The sequence below is a fragment of the Sphingomonas sp. genome, assembly GCF_051962185.1.
Taxonomy (GTDB): domain Bacteria; phylum Pseudomonadota; class Alphaproteobacteria; order Sphingomonadales; family Sphingomonadaceae; genus Sphingomonas.
Map to the genome: position 1 here is coordinate 1 of NZ_JBQCCN010000004.1, position 15257 is coordinate 15257.

The following is a 15257-nucleotide window of genomic DNA, read 5'->3' on the forward strand; positions in this document are numbered from 1 at the left end:
GGCGTTGCGACCTCTACAAGCACGCCACGCAGACGGTGTTCGGCGAGGGGCCGGTCGACGCCGATCTCGTGTTCGTCGGCGAGCAGCCGGGCGACCAGGAGGATCTCGCCGGCAAGCCGTTCGTCGGCCCCGCCGGCCAGATGTTCGACCGCGCGCTGGGCGAGGCCGGGATCGACCGCGCGCGCGTCTATGTCTCGAACGCGGTCAAGCATTTCAAATACGAACAGCGCGGCAAGCGCCGCATCCATTCCAAGCCCGACGCGGGGGAAATCGCCGCGTGTCGCTGGTGGATCGACCAGGAACTGGCGCTGGTGAAGCCCAAGGTGACCGTCGCGCTGGGCGCGACCGCGGCGCGCTCGCTGTTCGGCAAGGTCATGACGATCAGCCGCGAACGCGGCCGCCCGCACGATCTGCCCGAGATCGGCGAGGCCTGGATCACCGTTCATCCGAGCTTCCTCTTGCGGCTCCCCGACGAGGACGCGCGGCACGAGGAATTCGCCAAATTCGTCGCGGACCTGAAAGCGATCGCGAAGCGCCTCCGCGGCTGACGTGGCTGGATGGATTCGTACTGATCTGGATTAGCCTGTGCGCGCATTCCCCTCTGCGCGATCGACGCGCGCGACCCGGCGCGGGAACGAATCGCGCCGGAGACGGGTTGCGGCCCCGAAAACGGAGGAGAAAGACATGGCCGACAAGCAACCCGATGCGATCGCCCTGCTGAAGGCGGATCACCGCGCCGTCGAACAATTGTTCGAGGATTTCGAAAAGGCCAAGGGCGAAGGCAAGAAGCAGTCGATCGCCGAGCGTATCTGCCTCGAACTGACCGTCCATACCAAGATCGAGGAAGAGATTTTCTACCCGGCCTGCGAGGGCAAGGTCGATGACGACCTGCTCAAGGAAGCGTTCGTCGAACATGACGGCGCCAAGGTATTGATCGCCGAGATCGAAGCGGGCGGCCCCGACGACGATTTCTACGATGCGAAGGTCCAGGTGCTGTCCGAACAGATCGAGCATCACGTCAAGGAAGAGGAGCAGCGCCTCGAAGGCATGTTCTCGCAGGCGCGTCGCGCCGGCCTCGACATGGACGCGCTCGGCGACGAACTTCGCGCCCGCAAGGAAGAATTGGTCGCGACCTACAAGAAGGGCGGGCTGCCCCGACCGGAGACGGCGACCTTCGTCGAAGCGGAGGTCTGACGGGCGCGAGCGCTCGCCGGACCGAAGGCTCGTCTATCGTCATCGCCGGCTACCGGAGACGCGGGGAGCGGGAGGACATGAGCCATCCGTTGGGTCCCGTCGCCGGCGCCCCGGCCGACGCGGCCAGAGCAGATGCCGCGTCCCGGGCGCGGGCGATCGCCCAAATCGGCGATTGACCCCAACCGGCCGTTCTGCGCATCGATCGGTCCCATGATCGAGAAAATCCTGGGCTGGCTCGCCGGCATCATCATCACCGTGATCTCGTCGGGCGGCTATCTCGGCATCGTGCTGCTGATGGCGATCGAAAGCGCGTGCATCCCGTTGCCGTCGGAAATCATCATGCCGTTCGCCGGCTATCTCGTCTCGACCGGCCGGTTCAGCCTGGTCCTAGCGGCGACCGCGGGGGCGATCGGCTGCAATCTCGGCTCGATCGTCGCTTATGAGATCGGCAAGCGCGGCGGCCGCCCGCTCGCGCTCAAATGGGGCAAATACGTGCTGGTCGGCCCGGGCGAGATCGACGCCGCCGATCGCTTCTTCGACCGCTATGGCTCGATCGCGGTGCTGATCGGGCGGCTGTTGCCGGTGATCCGCTCGTTCATCGCCTTCCCCGCCGGGGTCGCGCGGATGCGACTGGTGCCGTTCCATATCTACACTTTCCTCGGCTCCTGGCCCTGGTGCTTCGGGCTCGCCTGGATCGGCATGAAGCTCGGCAAGGCATGGGACAGCGATCCGCGGCTGAAGGCGGCGTTCCATTCGGCCGACGTCGTCATCGCGGCATTGCTGGTCGCCGCGGTCGCCTTCTATCTGTGGCACCGCCTGCGCGGCGTCAGGAAAAGCCCAGACGCGCCGCCGCGGCCCTGAACCGTTCCTCGCGATCGGGCGCGAGCTGCGTCACCCGCCGCTGGTAGGTCGCGACGAGATCGGGCCCGGCCTTTTCCGGTGAGCCGGCGTCGAACGGCGGCGAGGGATCGTATTCGAGGCTGAGCTGCACCGCCTTGGCGAATGGCTCGCCGCGGACCTCGGCCATCAGGGTCAGCGCGAAATCGATCCCCGCGGTCACGCCGCCGCCGGTCACGCGGTTGCGATCGACCACCACGCGTTCGGGCACCATTTCGGCACCGAACATCGGAAGATACTCGCGCCACGACCAATGCGTGGCGGCGCGATAACCCTTCAACAGCCCCGCCGCGCCGAGGATCAGCGACCCGGTGCAGACGCTCGTCACCCAGCGCGCTTCGGCGCCGACCGATCGCACCCAGGCCATCGCCGCGTCATCCTCGATCACGTCGGTTACCCCCATGCCGCCAGGTACACAGAGGATGTCCGCCCGGGGAATGTCGGCGAAGGTCGCGGTCGGCACGATCGCGAAGCCGGCGTCGGTGCGGATCGGGTCGCGACCCTTCCACACCAGGTCGAGCCGGACATTGCCCAGCCGCGACAGGACCTGCGCCGGCCCGGTCAGGTCGAGCTGGGTGACGTTGGGAAACAGCAGGAAAGCGACGGAAATCGGCGGGATGCTGGCCATGCGCATGCTCCTCGTTCGGCGGATGCCCAGGCGAGCGGCGTCGCATGCCGCGCTCCCCTGTGGTGCCCCACGGTTTCGCCAGTCACGCGACGCGCATGATCGTATCGGGTTCTCGCGCCGGGGCCAAGCGCGCGGCGACATATTCCGTGGACTGTCGTCGTACGTCCGGTCAGGAAGAGCGCATGCCGATCCTTCTTGCCGTGCTGCTGCAAAGCGCCGCCCAGTCCGCGACACCGCCGTCCGTGCCGACGCCGAGCAACGCGCCGGCCTCCACGCCGGCTACCGCGCCGGTCGACCCGGTTGTCGCCGCCGCCGCCGCGAACCGCGCCCGAATGAAAGTGCCGCCGCATTTCGTCAGCGGGCCCAAGGCGGACCTGCCCGACAGCGAGCGCGCGCTCGGTCATCACGGCGTGATCAAGGTTTCCGGCGTGATCGATGTCGACGGCCATTTCATCGCGGCACGGGTCGCCAAGCCGAGCGGTGCGCCGGTGCTCGACAAATTGGCGCTCGACACGGCGGCGGCCTCGACCTTCAAGCCCGCGACCGATGCCGAGGGCCAGGCGATTCCCGTGGTGGTGTCGATGCCGGTCGATCTGGTCGCCTATAAATCGTCGCTGCCGGGCGGCGGGCTGGTCCATTATGGCTGCAGGCAATTCGTGCTCGACATGGATTGGTGGCGCCGGGCGCATCCCGACACCAAGTGGCAGGACCACGAACTCTACACGATGCTGATCGGCCTCGACACGCTCGTCGCGCTTCGTGAGAAGGGAGCCGGCGACGTCCAGGGCGTGCTGGGCGCGGCCAAGGGATTCGAGGCGCATTGGCTCGACGCGATCGAGCAATGCCGCAAGCAGCCGGATAAATTGCTGGTCGACGTGATGCGGCCCGAAGGCGAGTATGCCCGTCAGTTCAGTAAGTTGCGCTAAGGGCGAGCGTATGGTCGATCGCTGGTGCCAAAACCCCGAGGCTGGACTTCAGGCGCAATCCGAATAGCGTTCCGGCTTCGATTCCATCGGGGGCGTTGTCGATGAAGAAATTGCGGGCGGTTGTCTTTGGTATCGCGAGTCTGGTCGTCGCGGCATCGTCTGCCGTGTCTGCATCGGCACAGGCCGCGCCCGTCACGGTTTTCGGAGTCGCGCTCGGCCAGGAGTTCGCCGTTCCCCGGTGCGCGCAGGAAAATCCCATAACGGTCGCATCGACATGCTGGACCTATGAGTTTCCGACGATGGCCTCCAGCGACGCCGATTCGGCGAAATTCCGCGAACTTCATTTCGCCAATCCGCCAGTGTTCGGATCGGAAATCGATGCCTATGTCGAGAATGGCGTGGTTCAGTTCTTCACGATGGAAACTAGCGGCGTCGAGTCGCAGGATTTCGTCCTTGCTCAATTGACCGAGAAATTCGGCAAGCCGACCAAGTCCGACCGCGTAGACGTGCAAAACGCCTTTGGCACCAAATTCGCCGTGGTCCGGGCCGAATGGGATTTGCCGACCTGCTTCGTCCGCTTCGACGCCGATGGCAGCGACGGCGGCGAACATGCCGGCCATCTCGACAAGGGCTGGGTATCGATAACCACCCATGACCAACATCTGCGCGATCTCGAGAAGGACAAGCAATTGCTGCAATCCCGGCAGAAGCTTTAATCGTTCGGGCTCCTTGCCGAAGCCGCCACCGAGCGGTCACGGCTGGGGCAGGGTCCGCCGGTGTTGGGCAAGCAGCAATCCGGCGAGCGCGGCCGCCAGCACGACATAGGCCGCCACGCCTGCCGTCGGGCTCCAGGCGAGGAAATCGCTGGGCAGCGTGCGCAACTGCCCGGTCCGCCAGTCGGTCAGGATCGGGTCGGCCAGGGGGAAGCGATAGGTATCGGGCGCGGTGATGGTCGCCGCCGCGATCATCAGGTTGATGGCGATCGACACCAGCAGCAGCCCGCCGGTGATCGCCCGTTCCCAGCCATGCTTCAGGCTCGCCCAGAACGGCGCCAGACCGATCGCGATCAGACCGATCGCGGGGATCGAATGGCGCGGGCCGGTCGAGTGGCCGCCGTCCCAATAGACATAGGCCGAATTGATCAGCAGCACGGCAAGCGCGGCTACGATCAGCATGGCGGCGAGCCCGCGATGAGCCTTCGCCAGCGGCCATAGCCCGATCGCGGCAGGGATCAGCACCGGCGCCACCCAGACCAGCCCGCGGCGCAGCCCGAGCAGGATCTTCAGCAGCACCATCGGCTTGGGCGCCGTCAGCCCGAACAGCCCTTCCTTCATGCCGGCGAAGCCGACGACGCCCGAATAGCCGAGCCGGAACGGGGTGCCGAAGGCGATCATATTGTAGGCGACGAAGGGGACCAGCAATGTCGCCAGCCCGGCGAGCGCGGCCGTCGGGACCGCGCGCCGGTCGGCACGCCATAGCCGGATCGCGCCCCAGATCGCGATGGCCGATCCCGCCGCGGCGGCTTCGAACTCGATCAATACCGCTAGCCCCAGCGCCGCGCCGCCGATCGCGGCGAAGCGCCGCGCGTGCCTCTCGCCCGCGCGCCACAAGGCCCAGATCGCGACCACGAACAAGCCCGCGACCGGCGCATGGCCGAACAAGGTGGTCGACCAGCCCCAGACCGGCGTGCCGAGCGCGAAGCCCAGGCTCGCGACCAGCGCGGCGCTCGCGTTGCCGGTCAGCCGATAGCCGAGATCGTGCAATGCCAGTGTCGCCAGGGCGGCGATGATCGCGCTGACCATCGCCACCGCTAGCCGCAGCCGCACCGTCATGTAATGCTCGAAACCAGCGTCGTAGATCGTCGGCGGAAGGTACTCGAGCGGTGGCCCGAGATGGTCGGCCAGCGCCATCGCCGGCAGCGCCAACAGCGTCATGCCGGGCGCCTTGTCCATATAGACATGGCCGCCGAACTCGGCCTTGTCGATGGTCAGCGCCTGATAGGCATCGATCCGCGCATCGCCATGCTCGACCAGTGCCATGCCGGCATACATTCGCGTCGCGTTATTGGGATTGAGCGCCCAGGATCCGAACCAGGCGCATGACAGCCAGACCAGCACGAACAGCAGCAGCCGCGTTCGCGTCACGCCGGTCTTAGCCGAGCAACCAGCCGCCGAGCAGCCGGAACGGCGGCAGGGTGAAGAACCCCGCGATCAACAACGCGGCGGTGACCAGCCCGCGCACCGTCGCGCGATGCCGCGCCACCTGATGTGCGCGCGCGGTCAGCCACACGCGTGGCGCCATGATCAGGACGAAGATGGAAAGGAGGTGGATGACGCTGAAATGGCCGGGATTGATCGTCTTCACGAACAGGCTGAGCGCCGCTGTCGCGACCATCGCCAGCACCCAGATCTTGCCGAGCAGACGATGGGTCGGCGTGCCGCGCGGGCGGAGCAACATCCAGGGAGTCAGCGCCAGCGAGATCAGGACGGTAAGCAGATGTGCCCAGATGATCGCCGGCACCTGCGACCATTGCGCATGGCCCCGGGCCAGCGCGACGATCACCGCGACCAGCAACAGCCCCGCCGCCCCGGACAGCGCCTTGTCATAGCCATTGGGTGCGATCGAGCCGATCTTGGTGCCGGCTTTCATGAACAACGTCGCCATCGGTCCCCCGTTTTGTGTGTGGGGCGAGCCTAGGGGGCGAGATTGCGGTCAGCAACCGGCGGGGTACGTTTATCGGGTAAGCCCCTCCCCTTCAGGGGAGGGGTTGGGGGTGGGGGACGTCTCGCAGAGCCCGTCGCCCGTGGCTCCCCACCCCAACCCCTTCCCTGAAGGGGAGGGGTTAAGAATAGTCTATTTCCCCTCGTCCTCGGCGGCCTTGCGGTCCTTGTTGACCTGCTTCGACTCCCTGAACTGCTGTTGCGAGCAGCCGAGCGAACCGCCTGGGCCGATCGCCGAGCACGAGCCGATCCCCGACGCGCCGGTATCGAGCGTGCCTTGCGCGCGCAACGCCCAGCTCTCGTTCTCGGGCGTGATCTTGAACTCGCGCAATTCCTTGGGGACGCGGAATTGCTCGGAGGCGTCGCGGCGGGTGCAGACGACGATCTCGTTGCCGTCCTTGTCGGTCGGGCATCGCTCGTTGCCGTAGAGCACCAGCACGCCGTTGACCGGTGCGTTGCGCGACACCGGGCCGGGCGCGGTCGGCCGGGGCGCCGGCGGGACGCCGGGACCGGCCACCGTCTGCGCGGCGGCGGGTATCGCGATCACGGTCGCGGCCAGCGCCGCCAGGGCGAAACTGCGCATCTTCGTCTCCCTCCTCGCCGCCAACGCCTAGAAGCGCTTGGCGGTTTCGATCGCCACCCGGCAGCCGAGCCGGATCAGCGCCGACATCAGCGGATAGGCCGGCGCCGCTTCGGCGCCGTGCGCCAGCGCGGTCTCGCGATGCTCGACCTCCTCGGCCTGGAATTCCGCGATCGCCGCCGACAGTTCGGGATCGCTAACGCCCAGTTGCTGAAGCTGCTCTGAATAATGTTTGTCGATCTCGGTTTCGACCGCCGCGGTGCAGGCCATCGCGGCTTCGGGGCCGATCGCCGCGGTCGCCGCGCCGAGCGCGAAGCCGGCGACGTTCCAGAACGGCTGGAGCAGGGTGGGGCGCACCCCGCGGGCGGCGACCATCTTGTCGAAGAACGCGCGGTGGCGCTCCTCTTGCCGCGCCATGCCGGCGATCTCGCGCGCGGCGGGCGAGCGGTCGCCCATGATCGCCAATTGCCCGGCATAGATGCGCGTCGCGCCATATTCGCCGGCCTGGTCGACCCGGATCATCGAGTCGGTCCGCGGGCGCGGGTCGCCAGGCCGCCAGCCGGTCATGCCGCCCGGCTCCGGCGAGTCAGCAGGACGGCGATCGTGAGCGCGCCCAGGATCGAGATGATCGCGTTGAACCCGGCGAGCGAAATGCCCGCGAAGGTCCATTGCGGCGCGTCGCAGCGCACCACCGGCGCGTTCATGATCGCGCTCAGCGTGTCGCCGCCGGCGCTGAAGGTCGAGGTGCAGGCGGTGAAGCCCTGCCACCAATGATATTCGACCCCGGCATGCGCGACGCCGATCGCGCCGCTGACGGCGATGGCGATCGCGGCGAGCGCGACCAGCAGCCGCTGCGGCAGCGCCGGTACGAAGGCGAGCAAGGCGAGCGGCAAGGCGGCGTAATGCGGCCAGCGCTGCCAATGGCACATCTCGCACGGATAGAGATGCCCGATCAGCTGGAATCCCCAGGCGCCGGCCAGCAAGGCGGCGGGGATCAGCAGCGCCAGCGCGCGGGCTTTCTGGAACGACGTCATCCCGGCCTCAGCGCTTCTTCGGGGTGACGGCGGCGGTGGCCACCGCCGGCACCTTGGCCAACCGCCCGATCGTCTGCAACGCGTACCACAATTGGAAGTCGGTGATGCCCTTCTTCTTGAGCTCGTCGGGCGTCGCCGCGAAGCGCGGATCGGTCTTGGTATCCTCTTCGAGGATCGCGTTGTCCGACTTGACCTCGTTGACCAGATGCTTGCGCAGATCGGCCTCGCGGAAGATCGGGCGCGACTTGTAATCGGGGTCTGAGATTTGCGGCACCGCGACGTCGGGACGGATGCCGCCTTCCTGCACCGATCGGCCCGACGGCGTGTAGTAGCGCGCGGTGGTCAGGCGCAACGCGCTGTTCTCGTCGAGCTGGAGCAGCGTCTGCACCGATCCCTTGCCGAAGCTGCGCTCGCCCATGATCAGCGCGCGATGATGGTCCTGCAGCGCGCCGGCGACGATCTCCGAGGCGGAGGCGGTGCCGGCATTGGTCAGCACGATCACCGGCAGGCCGCCCGCGAGGTCGCCTGGCTTGGCGTAGTAACGCTCGATATCGGTCGGCTCGCGGCCGCGCTGGCTGACGATCTCGCCGTACGACAGGAAGGCGTCCGACACCTCGATCGCTTGGCTCAGCAGGCCGCCGCCATTGTCGCGCAGGTCGACGACATAGCCGAGCGGCTTGTGCCCGAGCGACTTGTCGATGCTCGAGATCGCGGAGCGCACGTCGGCGCCGGTATTCTCGCTGAACGTGTTGATGTTGATGTAGCCGATGCCGTCCTTGACTTCCCACTTCACCGGCTTCTGGACGATGACCTCGCGAACCAGGCTGACGTCGATAGGCTTGTCGCGACCCGGGCGGACCAGGGTCAGAGAGATCTTGGTGCCGGGCTTGCCGCGCATCGCGGTGATCGCCTCGTCGAGCGTCTCGCCATAGATCAGCTGGCCGTCGATATTGGTGATGTAATCGCCGGCCTTGATCCCCGCGCGCCAGGCGGGCGTGTCCTCCTGCGGGGCGATGACCTTGACCGCGCCGTCCTGCATCGTGACCGAGAGACCGAGGCCGCCGTAATTGCCCTCGGTCAGGATCTTCATGTTCTGGAAGTCGACCGCGTCCATGTACGAGGAATGCGGGTCGAGGCTGTTGAGCATGCCGTCGATCGCGCCGCGGATCAGCGTCTTGTCGTCGACCTTGTCGACATACGACTTCTTGACCTGGTTGAAGACCTCCATGAACCGGTCGATCTCTCGATAGGTGTCGCCGTCGGAGGCGGCCATCGCGGCGGTGGCGGTGGGGACGAGCGCGATGGCGCCGGCGATCGCGGTCGCCTGGAGCCAGGTAAAAGCACGGGCCATGGAGTTTACTGCGTTTCCGTTCTGCTCAACTTGGATGTCATGTAGCCTTATTCGATCGGCCTAGCCAGTCAGCGCTACCGGATCGACCGGCCGGCCCTTGCGACGCAATTCGGCGGTGACCGTGCGGTCCTCGCCCGACGGCGCCGCGCCGAGCAGCGCGCCTTGCCCGACACGCTCGCCGGTCGTCACCGATAGCGTGCCGAGGCCGATAAACAGCGTGGTCCAGCCGCCGCCATGATCGATAACGACGATCCTGCCGTAATCGCGAAACGGACCCGCGAAGGCGACCTTGCCCGCCGCCGGCGCGATGATGTCGGCACCGCCCGCGACTGCCCAGCTCAGCCCGCGTGAGGTGACGCCTGCGTCGGACATCTCGCCGAACCCGGTGGTCAGCTTGCCGGTCACCGGCACGCGCCATGGCGCGGTCGCCGCGGTCCAGGACAGCGGGGTGGCAGTGTCGCCCGGCCGTGGTAGCGGCCCCGCCAGCGCCGACAGCGCGCGCGCGGTGTCCGCGGCGTTGGTCGTCACTTGCATGTCGTCGACCAGGTCGCGGGCGCGCTCGCCCAGCCCGATCGCGCGATCGCTTTCGGCCAGTGCCGAGCGGCTGAGATCCTGCGATTTTAGCCGATGCTCAGCCTCCATCCGCGCCAATGCGATGCGGTTGGTCTCGAGTCGGCGACGGCCGTCGCTCAGGCTGCGCGCCGCGAGCAGGGCGTCGGCGCGAAGCTTGCGCGTGCGATCGAGGTCGGCGCGCAGCCCGGCGGTGCGCGCGCGCACCTGGGGCAAGGTGCCGCCGATCACCGCGCGGACATGAACGAGATCGGCGACCGATCCCGGCTGCATCACCGCGACCGCGTCGGGCCGCTGCGCCAGCGAACAGCGCGCTGCGACCAGCCTTGCGATCGGCCCCTGCTGATCGGCGAGTCGCGTCTGCTCGTCGCCGAGCAGGCGGTCGACCAGCGCCACCCGCGCGCTCGCCGCGGCGATATCGGCCTGCGCTTGCTGGATCCGCGCGCCGAGCGCCGCTTCCTCGGCGCGGGCCTTGGCCGCCTGGTCGTTCTCGGCCTTGGCGGCGGCGTCGAGCCGCTGGGCGCGCTCGGCGGCGGCGGCCGATTGCGCGCGCGCCGCGAGCAGCCGGCGCTGCTGGTCGGCGAGATCCGATTGCGCATTGCCCTGGCTCGCGACGAACGCCGCGGCGATCGGCAGCAAAGCGAGGGTCCAGGCGGCGCGCACCAGGCTATCCTTCGCGATGATAGGGGTGGTTGGCAAGGATCGAGGCCGCGCGCCACAATTGCTCGGCGAGCATCGCGCGCGCCAGCATGTGCGGCCAGGTCAGTCGCCCGAACGACACCAGCCAGTCGGCGGCCTTGCGCTCCTCGGCCGAGAATCCGTCCGCCGCGCCGATCAGGAAGCGTATTTCGCGCACGCCGTCGTCGCGCCAGCGGCCGATCTTCTCGGCGAAAGCGATCGATCCCGGCGTGTCGCCGGTCTCGTCGAGCATGACCACGCGGGTCTGCGGCTCGATCACGGGCATTTTCCCCCCCGCATCGGGCAATTCGGTAACGCGCGTCGGCCAGTTCACGCGCTTCAAGTAGCGGTCAACCAGTTCCGCCTCGGGACTGCGTCCGATCCGTCCCCGCGCGATGATGTGGAGGAGCATCGGCCCGACGTCTCAGCGGCTGGCCGGGATCAGGTCGACCTTGACGGCGTGAGTCTGGATCGGTGCCAGCGCCGTCCACACCAGCAAGCCGGCGACGGCCAGATCGGCGACGGCCCATCCGGCGCGCCGCCCTCGCAGGTCGACGATCAGGCGAACGATGCAGAATATCAGCGCCACCGGCAGCGTGACGGCCAGTACCGCGGCAAGTTCCATGGCCGCTTTAGTGCGACGAACCCGACGGACCGTCGCCGAACGCCCACATCCGCTCGAGATTGTAGAAGGTGCGGACTTCGGGACGGAACAGGTGGACGATCACGTCGCCGGCGTCGATCAGCACCCAGTCGGCGGTCGGCAGGCCCTCGATGCGCGGGCCGCGACCGGTCTCGGCCTTGATCCGCTCGGCGAGCTTCTGCGCCATCGACGCGACCTGGCGGGTCGAGCGGCCGCTGGCGATCACCATGTGATCGGCGATCGAGGACTTGCCGGCGAGCGGAATGGAAATGGTGTCGACCGCCTGATCGTCGTCCAGGCTCGACAGGACAAGCTGGTGCAGCGCCTCGGCCCCTTCGGGGTCGGACGAGCGGTACGCATGCGGGTTAGTGGCCAATGTGGGTCCTATGATGTGGGTGAAGGAGGGTCTTCGTGTGCGCGGCGAAGGAAACGACGCTGCCAGGCCGGATCGGCCAAACGCAGCCTGGTGGCTGAGGTGGAATCAGGGCGGAAACGTAGCAGCACGAGGGCTGGCAATCTCCACGTCGTCCAGTTCTTCGCCTGGTGTACGGGCCGGAAAAAGCGCCGCAACCAACCCATGGCGGGCACCGCCTGAGCGGCATGATCATAGCCCGGACGCGCGATGACCGCAATCGGGATCGATTTCGCTATGTGGCGCCAACCCTTCCACTGGTCGAAATTGATCAGATTGTCCTCGCCCATCAGCCAGATGAAATCGATCCGCGAATAGAGCAATTGCAGCTTGGCGAGCGTGTCGACCGTGTAGCGCGTGCCCAGTCGCTGCTCGATCGCGGTGACGCGGATCGGTGCGTGGCCGGCCATCGCGCGGGCGGAGGCGAAGCGCACCGCGAACGGCGCCATGTCGGTCGCCTTGTCCTTGAGCGGGTTGCCGGGCGAGACCATCCACCAGACCTCGTCGAGATCGAGCGCCTTGATCGCCGCCAGGCTGATCGCCCGATGCCCCGAATGCGCGGGATTGAACGACCCGCCCAACAGCCCGACGCGCAACGCTCCCGCCATCAGTTGCCGGACGCTTCCTTGGATGCGGGATGGGGAAGGATCATCGCCCCTCTGTGGACGGGCGGCGTGCGGCGGGCAAGGGGCGTTCGGCGGACGGCGAGCGTAACCCCCCTCCCGCTTGCGGGAGGGGCCGGGGGAGGGCGTGTCATTATCGGCCGTCATCTGGACATGCCCTCCCCTAACCCCTCCCGCAGGTGGGAGGGGACTGAGGCCAATGCTTCTTCAATTCGCCATTTTCCAACATGGAAAGTTTTCACTTGCCGACTCGGAAAGTCGCATTTATGTCTTTCCATCATGGAAAGTGAGGATTCGATGATGACCACGATGGAAGAACAGGCACGCATGGCATTGATGGCGAAAGGGGCGGCCGAACAGGATCTCGCGCGGTTGGCGGCGTGCCCGCCTTGGCGCCACGCAGTGTTCGCGGCGATGATGGCGACCTTGGTCGCCACGCCGGCGATTCCGTTGCCGCTTCGCTTCGTTGCCCTTGCGTTGGTGTTCGTCGCCATCGTCCTGGTCGTGCAGTCGGACCGGCGGCGGCTCGGCGTGTTCGTCAACGGCTATCGCCGCGGCAAGACGCGGCTGGTGGCGTTTCCGATGCTGGCGGTGATCCTGATCCTCTACGGCATCAGTTGCTGGTTCGGGCTCGGTCGCGGCGAGCCGGCGGTCAGCCTGGCGCTCGCCGCCGTGAGCTTCGTCGTCGGCTATATCGGCAGCGTGATCTGGCAGCGGGTGTTCGTTCGTGAACTCGGCGCCTGAGGCCCTCAACCCGATCGCCGGCTTCGAGCCTTTGCTGCAGGCACCGGCGCGGCTTCAGGTGATGGCGGTGCTCGCCCAGGTGCAGGAAGCCGAATTCGCGCGGCTGAAGGAGCTGACGGCGAGCAGCGATTCGGTGATGTCCAAGCATCTGTCGGCGCTGTCGGAGGCCGGCTTTATCGCCTTGCGCAAGGCGGCGCTCGACGGGCGCCAGCGAACCTGGGCCAGCCTGACCCGCGCCGGTCGCCGCACCTTCGACGACCATGTCGCCGCCCTCCAGCGGATCGTCGCGGGCGTCTGAAACAGGGGGGCGGGATCGGCCCCGCCCCCCAATCGCTCACTCGGGCTTTTTCGGCGCGGTCGGCGTGGCGGTCATCTGGCTGCGATATTCGCCTTGCCGCTCGATCATCCAGCCGGGATATTCTGGGCTGAGCTTGCTCTCCGCGTCGAGCGTCGCGAGATCGTCCGCGCTCAGCATCACATCGACCGCGGCGAGATTGTCGGCCAGCTGATCGACCCTTTTGGCGCCGACGATCACGCTGGTGACGTGCGGCTGGTGAAGCAGCCAGGCGAGCGCGATCCGTGCCACCGATACGCCCCTGGCCTGGGCGATACCGTCCATCGCCTCGAGCACCGTATCGCCGCGCACCTGGTCGACCGGCGGGAAGTCGAAGCTCGCGCGGCGCCCGTCGGCCGATTGGCCGCCGCGATACTTGCCCGAAAGATAGCCGCCCGCGAGCGGGCTCCACACCATCAGCCCGAGCTTTTCGGAATTCATCATCGGCACCAGCTCGCGCTCGAGGTCGCGGCCGACGATCGTGTAATAGCTCTGCGTGCTCTCGAACCGCGCGAGGCCGAGCCGCTCGGCGATGCCCAATGCCTTGGCGATCTGCCACGCCGCCCAGTTCGACACGCCCACATAGCGGACATGGCCCTGGCGCACGAGATCGTCGAGCGCGCGCACCGTCTCCTCGATCGGCGTCACCGGATCCCAGCCGTGGATCTGATAGAGGTCGATATGATCGGTGCCGAGCCGCGTCAGGCTGGCCTTGACCTGGTCCATGATATGCCCGCGCGACGCGCCGCGATCGTTCGGTCCCTTGCCCATCGGTCCCAGCACCTTGGTCGCCAGCACCACCTCCTCGCGCCGCAGCCCGAGGTTCCTGATCGCCTGGCCGGTGATCTGTTCGGACAGGCCGTTCGAATAGACATTGGCGGTGTCGACGAAATTGACCCCGGCATCGACCGCGGCCTTGAGCAAGTGATCGGCCTCGTCCTGCTGGACCTGGCCCACCGCCTTGAACATGCCTTCGCCGCCGAAGGTCATCGTGCCCAGGCACAATTCGGACACGAGCAGGCCGGTGCGGCCGAGCTGGTTGTAGCGCATGCGTCAATTCCCTGAACGAGGCAGCCCCGCCGCCGCGGCGCGATATGGGAGGCGGCGGCTCGCGGGGCAATGGGCCGTCAATCTTTGCTGGCGCTCGCGACGATCTTGCCCTCTTCGCGCACGACCAGGCGCCCCGCATCGAAGGTGAACGTGAGCCAGCGGTCCGCGACGCCGAAGACGCCACCGCCGAGCGGCACCAGGTCGAATGTGGCCTTGCCCGATGCAGCGCGCAGGTGATCACCCGCCATCGTCACCACGATAGATCCGCTGGCATCGCTCGTGTAGATACCGGTCAGCGCGATCAGCGTCGTCGCGCCGACGTGGACGGGGCGCAAATCGGGCGTGTCGGCACGGTGATCGTAGCTGATCACGCGACGCATCTGCCAGCCCGTAGCGGTCTTCTGCCAAATCTCGACGTAGTTGGCGATGCCCTCGTGAGCGAAGTCGCCGCCGTCGTGACTTGCCAGGAATCGGTGCTCCCCCGAAAGCATTGCGAACCCGCCGGCCAACGCCGTGAAACGCTCGCTGTTCGCCACCGCCTGGCGCCGGAGGCGGACGTGCGCCGGATCGCCGCACGGGCCGTCGATCATCGACCTCACCACAGCGGGGCGACCGGCGGTCAGTCCCGTCTTGTCGTGGTAAAATTCGACATCGGCGGTGAATTCCAGCGCCATCGCCGCGGCATCGCACCGATTGAATGCATTCCAAAACGCGGCATGTGCCGCCTCCACGCCGGCTTTGGCCGAAGCGTCGTCCAGGGGTGCCGCCGACAGCGGGGAGCGGGCACAGACGATCGCCAGCAGCGAACCGGCGGCAAAAGACCGAAAAATTTCTCGCATGAACCGTCCCCATCGTGTATTGCTCTAATAATAC

21 protein-coding genes and 1 riboswitch are annotated in these 15257 nt (G+C 67.2%); of the genes, 7 read left to right on the forward strand and 14 right to left on the reverse strand.

The genetic code is table 11. From position 1 onward, the window contains the following. From ACTHJR_RS00225 to ACTHJR_RS00235, 3 genes are all read left to right on the forward strand, one after another. A partial coding sequence (locus ACTHJR_RS00225; protein ID WP_440521012.1) for a UdgX family uracil-DNA binding protein occupies positions 1-548 on the forward strand: 548 nt, incomplete at its 5' end. Between the two features lie 136 nt (positions 549-684). After that, on the forward strand, positions 685-1194 hold the full coding sequence (locus tag ACTHJR_RS00230; protein WP_440521013.1) for a hemerythrin domain-containing protein: 510 nt from the start codon (positions 685-687) through the stop codon (positions 1192-1194). Positions 1195-1404: 210 nt separating this feature from the next. Next, complete coding sequence (locus tag ACTHJR_RS00235; protein ID WP_440521014.1) at positions 1405-2055, forward strand: DedA family protein; 651 nt, start codon at positions 1405-1407, stop codon at positions 2053-2055. Here the strand turns inward: ACTHJR_RS00235 and ACTHJR_RS00240 are convergent. Further along, positions 2021-2719 (reverse strand): DJ-1/PfpI family protein, encoded by a 699-nt coding sequence (locus tag ACTHJR_RS00240; RefSeq protein WP_440521015.1) that lies wholly within the window; start codon positions 2717-2719, stop codon positions 2021-2023. The two genes, ACTHJR_RS00235 and ACTHJR_RS00240, sit on opposite strands and share 35 nt — an antisense overlap. A 17-nt stretch (positions 2720-2736) precedes the next feature. Next, positions 2737-2815, reverse strand: a riboswitch (ZMP/ZTP riboswitch). An 86-nt stretch (positions 2816-2901) separates the two neighbouring features. On the opposite strand from ACTHJR_RS00240, the gene ACTHJR_RS00245 reads away from it, so the two are divergent. Both ACTHJR_RS00245 and ACTHJR_RS00250 read left to right on the forward strand, forming a co-directional pair. Next, a complete protein-coding gene (locus ACTHJR_RS00245; RefSeq protein WP_440521016.1) occupies positions 2902-3645 on the forward strand; it encodes a TonB family protein in 744 nt (247 codons plus the stop codon). Positions 3646-3746: 101 nt separating this feature from the next. Next, positions 3747-4361, forward strand: a complete 615-nt coding sequence (locus ACTHJR_RS00250; RefSeq protein ID WP_440521017.1) for a hypothetical protein — start codon at positions 3747-3749, stop codon at positions 4359-4361. A 36-nt stretch (positions 4362-4397) separates the two neighbouring features. On the opposite strand, the gene ACTHJR_RS00255 is transcribed toward ACTHJR_RS00250, so the two are convergent. The 11 genes from ACTHJR_RS00255 to ACTHJR_RS00305 form a co-directional block, all read right to left on the reverse strand. Further along, the gene (locus ACTHJR_RS00255; protein ID WP_440521018.1) at positions 4398-5789 is read right to left on the reverse strand and encodes a hypothetical protein; all 1392 of its coding nucleotides are present in this window, start codon (positions 5787-5789) and stop codon (positions 4398-4400) included. Between the two features lie 7 nt (positions 5790-5796). After that, a complete protein-coding gene (locus ACTHJR_RS00260) occupies positions 5797-6309 on the reverse strand; it encodes a DUF2306 domain-containing protein (RefSeq protein ID WP_440521019.1) in 513 nt (170 codons plus the stop codon). Between the two features lie 189 nt (positions 6310-6498). After that, on the reverse strand, positions 6499-6948 hold the full coding sequence (locus tag ACTHJR_RS00265; RefSeq protein WP_440521020.1) for a hypothetical protein: 450 nt from the start codon (positions 6946-6948) through the stop codon (positions 6499-6501). A 27-nt stretch (positions 6949-6975) separates the two neighbouring features. Further along, entirely contained in the window at positions 6976-7512 is a 537-nt protein-coding gene (locus ACTHJR_RS00270) for a demethoxyubiquinone hydroxylase family protein (protein WP_440521021.1), read from the reverse strand. Continuing rightward, positions 7509-7979, reverse strand: a complete 471-nt coding sequence (locus ACTHJR_RS00275; protein WP_440521022.1) for a disulfide bond formation protein B — start codon at positions 7977-7979, stop codon at positions 7509-7511. The genes ACTHJR_RS00270 and ACTHJR_RS00275 overlap by 4 nt, the downstream gene beginning before the upstream one ends. A gap of 7 nt (positions 7980-7986) precedes the next feature. Then, positions 7987-9330 carry a S41 family peptidase gene (locus ACTHJR_RS00280; RefSeq protein WP_440521023.1) on the reverse strand — a complete coding sequence of 448 codons (1344 nt, stop codon included), beginning with the start codon at positions 9328-9330 and terminating at the stop codon, positions 7987-7989. Between the two features lie 60 nt (positions 9331-9390). Next, positions 9391-10563, reverse strand: a complete 1173-nt coding sequence (locus tag ACTHJR_RS00285) for a murein hydrolase activator EnvC family protein (protein ID WP_440521024.1) — start codon at positions 10561-10563, stop codon at positions 9391-9393. Positions 10564-10567: 4 nt separating this feature from the next. Next, entirely contained in the window at positions 10568-10990 is a 423-nt protein-coding gene (locus ACTHJR_RS00290; RefSeq protein WP_440521025.1) for a 23S rRNA (pseudouridine(1915)-N(3))-methyltransferase RlmH, read from the reverse strand. A gap of 12 nt (positions 10991-11002) precedes the next feature. Further along, positions 11003-11203, reverse strand: coding sequence for a hypothetical protein (locus ACTHJR_RS00295; RefSeq protein WP_440521026.1), 201 nt, complete (start codon positions 11201-11203; stop codon positions 11003-11005). 7 nt (positions 11204-11210) lie between these two features. Beyond that, the gene (gene rsfS, locus ACTHJR_RS00300; RefSeq protein ID WP_440521027.1) at positions 11211-11597 is read right to left on the reverse strand and encodes a ribosome silencing factor; all 387 of its coding nucleotides are present in this window, start codon (positions 11595-11597) and stop codon (positions 11211-11213) included. 8 nt (positions 11598-11605) lie between these two features. Beyond that, positions 11606-12241: a nicotinate-nucleotide adenylyltransferase gene (locus tag ACTHJR_RS00305; RefSeq protein ID WP_440521028.1), complete on the reverse strand. Its 636-nt coding sequence runs from the start codon at positions 12239-12241 to the stop codon at positions 11606-11608. A 294-nt stretch (positions 12242-12535) separates the two neighbouring features. Between ACTHJR_RS00305 and ACTHJR_RS00310 the strand changes: the two genes are divergently transcribed. After that, positions 12536-13000 carry a hypothetical protein gene (locus ACTHJR_RS00310; RefSeq protein ID WP_440521029.1) on the forward strand — a complete coding sequence of 155 codons (465 nt, stop codon included), beginning with the start codon at positions 12536-12538 and terminating at the stop codon, positions 12998-13000. After that, on the forward strand, positions 12984-13298 hold the full coding sequence (locus tag ACTHJR_RS00315) for a transcriptional regulator (protein ID WP_440521030.1): 315 nt from the start codon (positions 12984-12986) through the stop codon (positions 13296-13298). Before ACTHJR_RS00310 ends, ACTHJR_RS00315 begins: the two co-directional genes overlap by 17 nt. 36 nt (positions 13299-13334) lie before the next feature. Here the strand turns inward: ACTHJR_RS00315 and ACTHJR_RS00320 are convergent, their stop codons facing one another. Both ACTHJR_RS00320 and ACTHJR_RS00325 read right to left on the reverse strand, forming a co-directional pair. Continuing rightward, positions 13335-14384, reverse strand: coding sequence for an aldo/keto reductase (locus tag ACTHJR_RS00320; protein WP_440521031.1), 1050 nt, complete (start codon positions 14382-14384; stop codon positions 13335-13337). Between the two features lie 77 nt (positions 14385-14461). Next, positions 14462-15223, reverse strand: a complete 762-nt coding sequence (locus ACTHJR_RS00325; RefSeq protein WP_440521032.1) for a nuclear transport factor 2 family protein — start codon at positions 15221-15223, stop codon at positions 14462-14464. Positions 15224-15257: the final 34 nt, after the last annotated feature.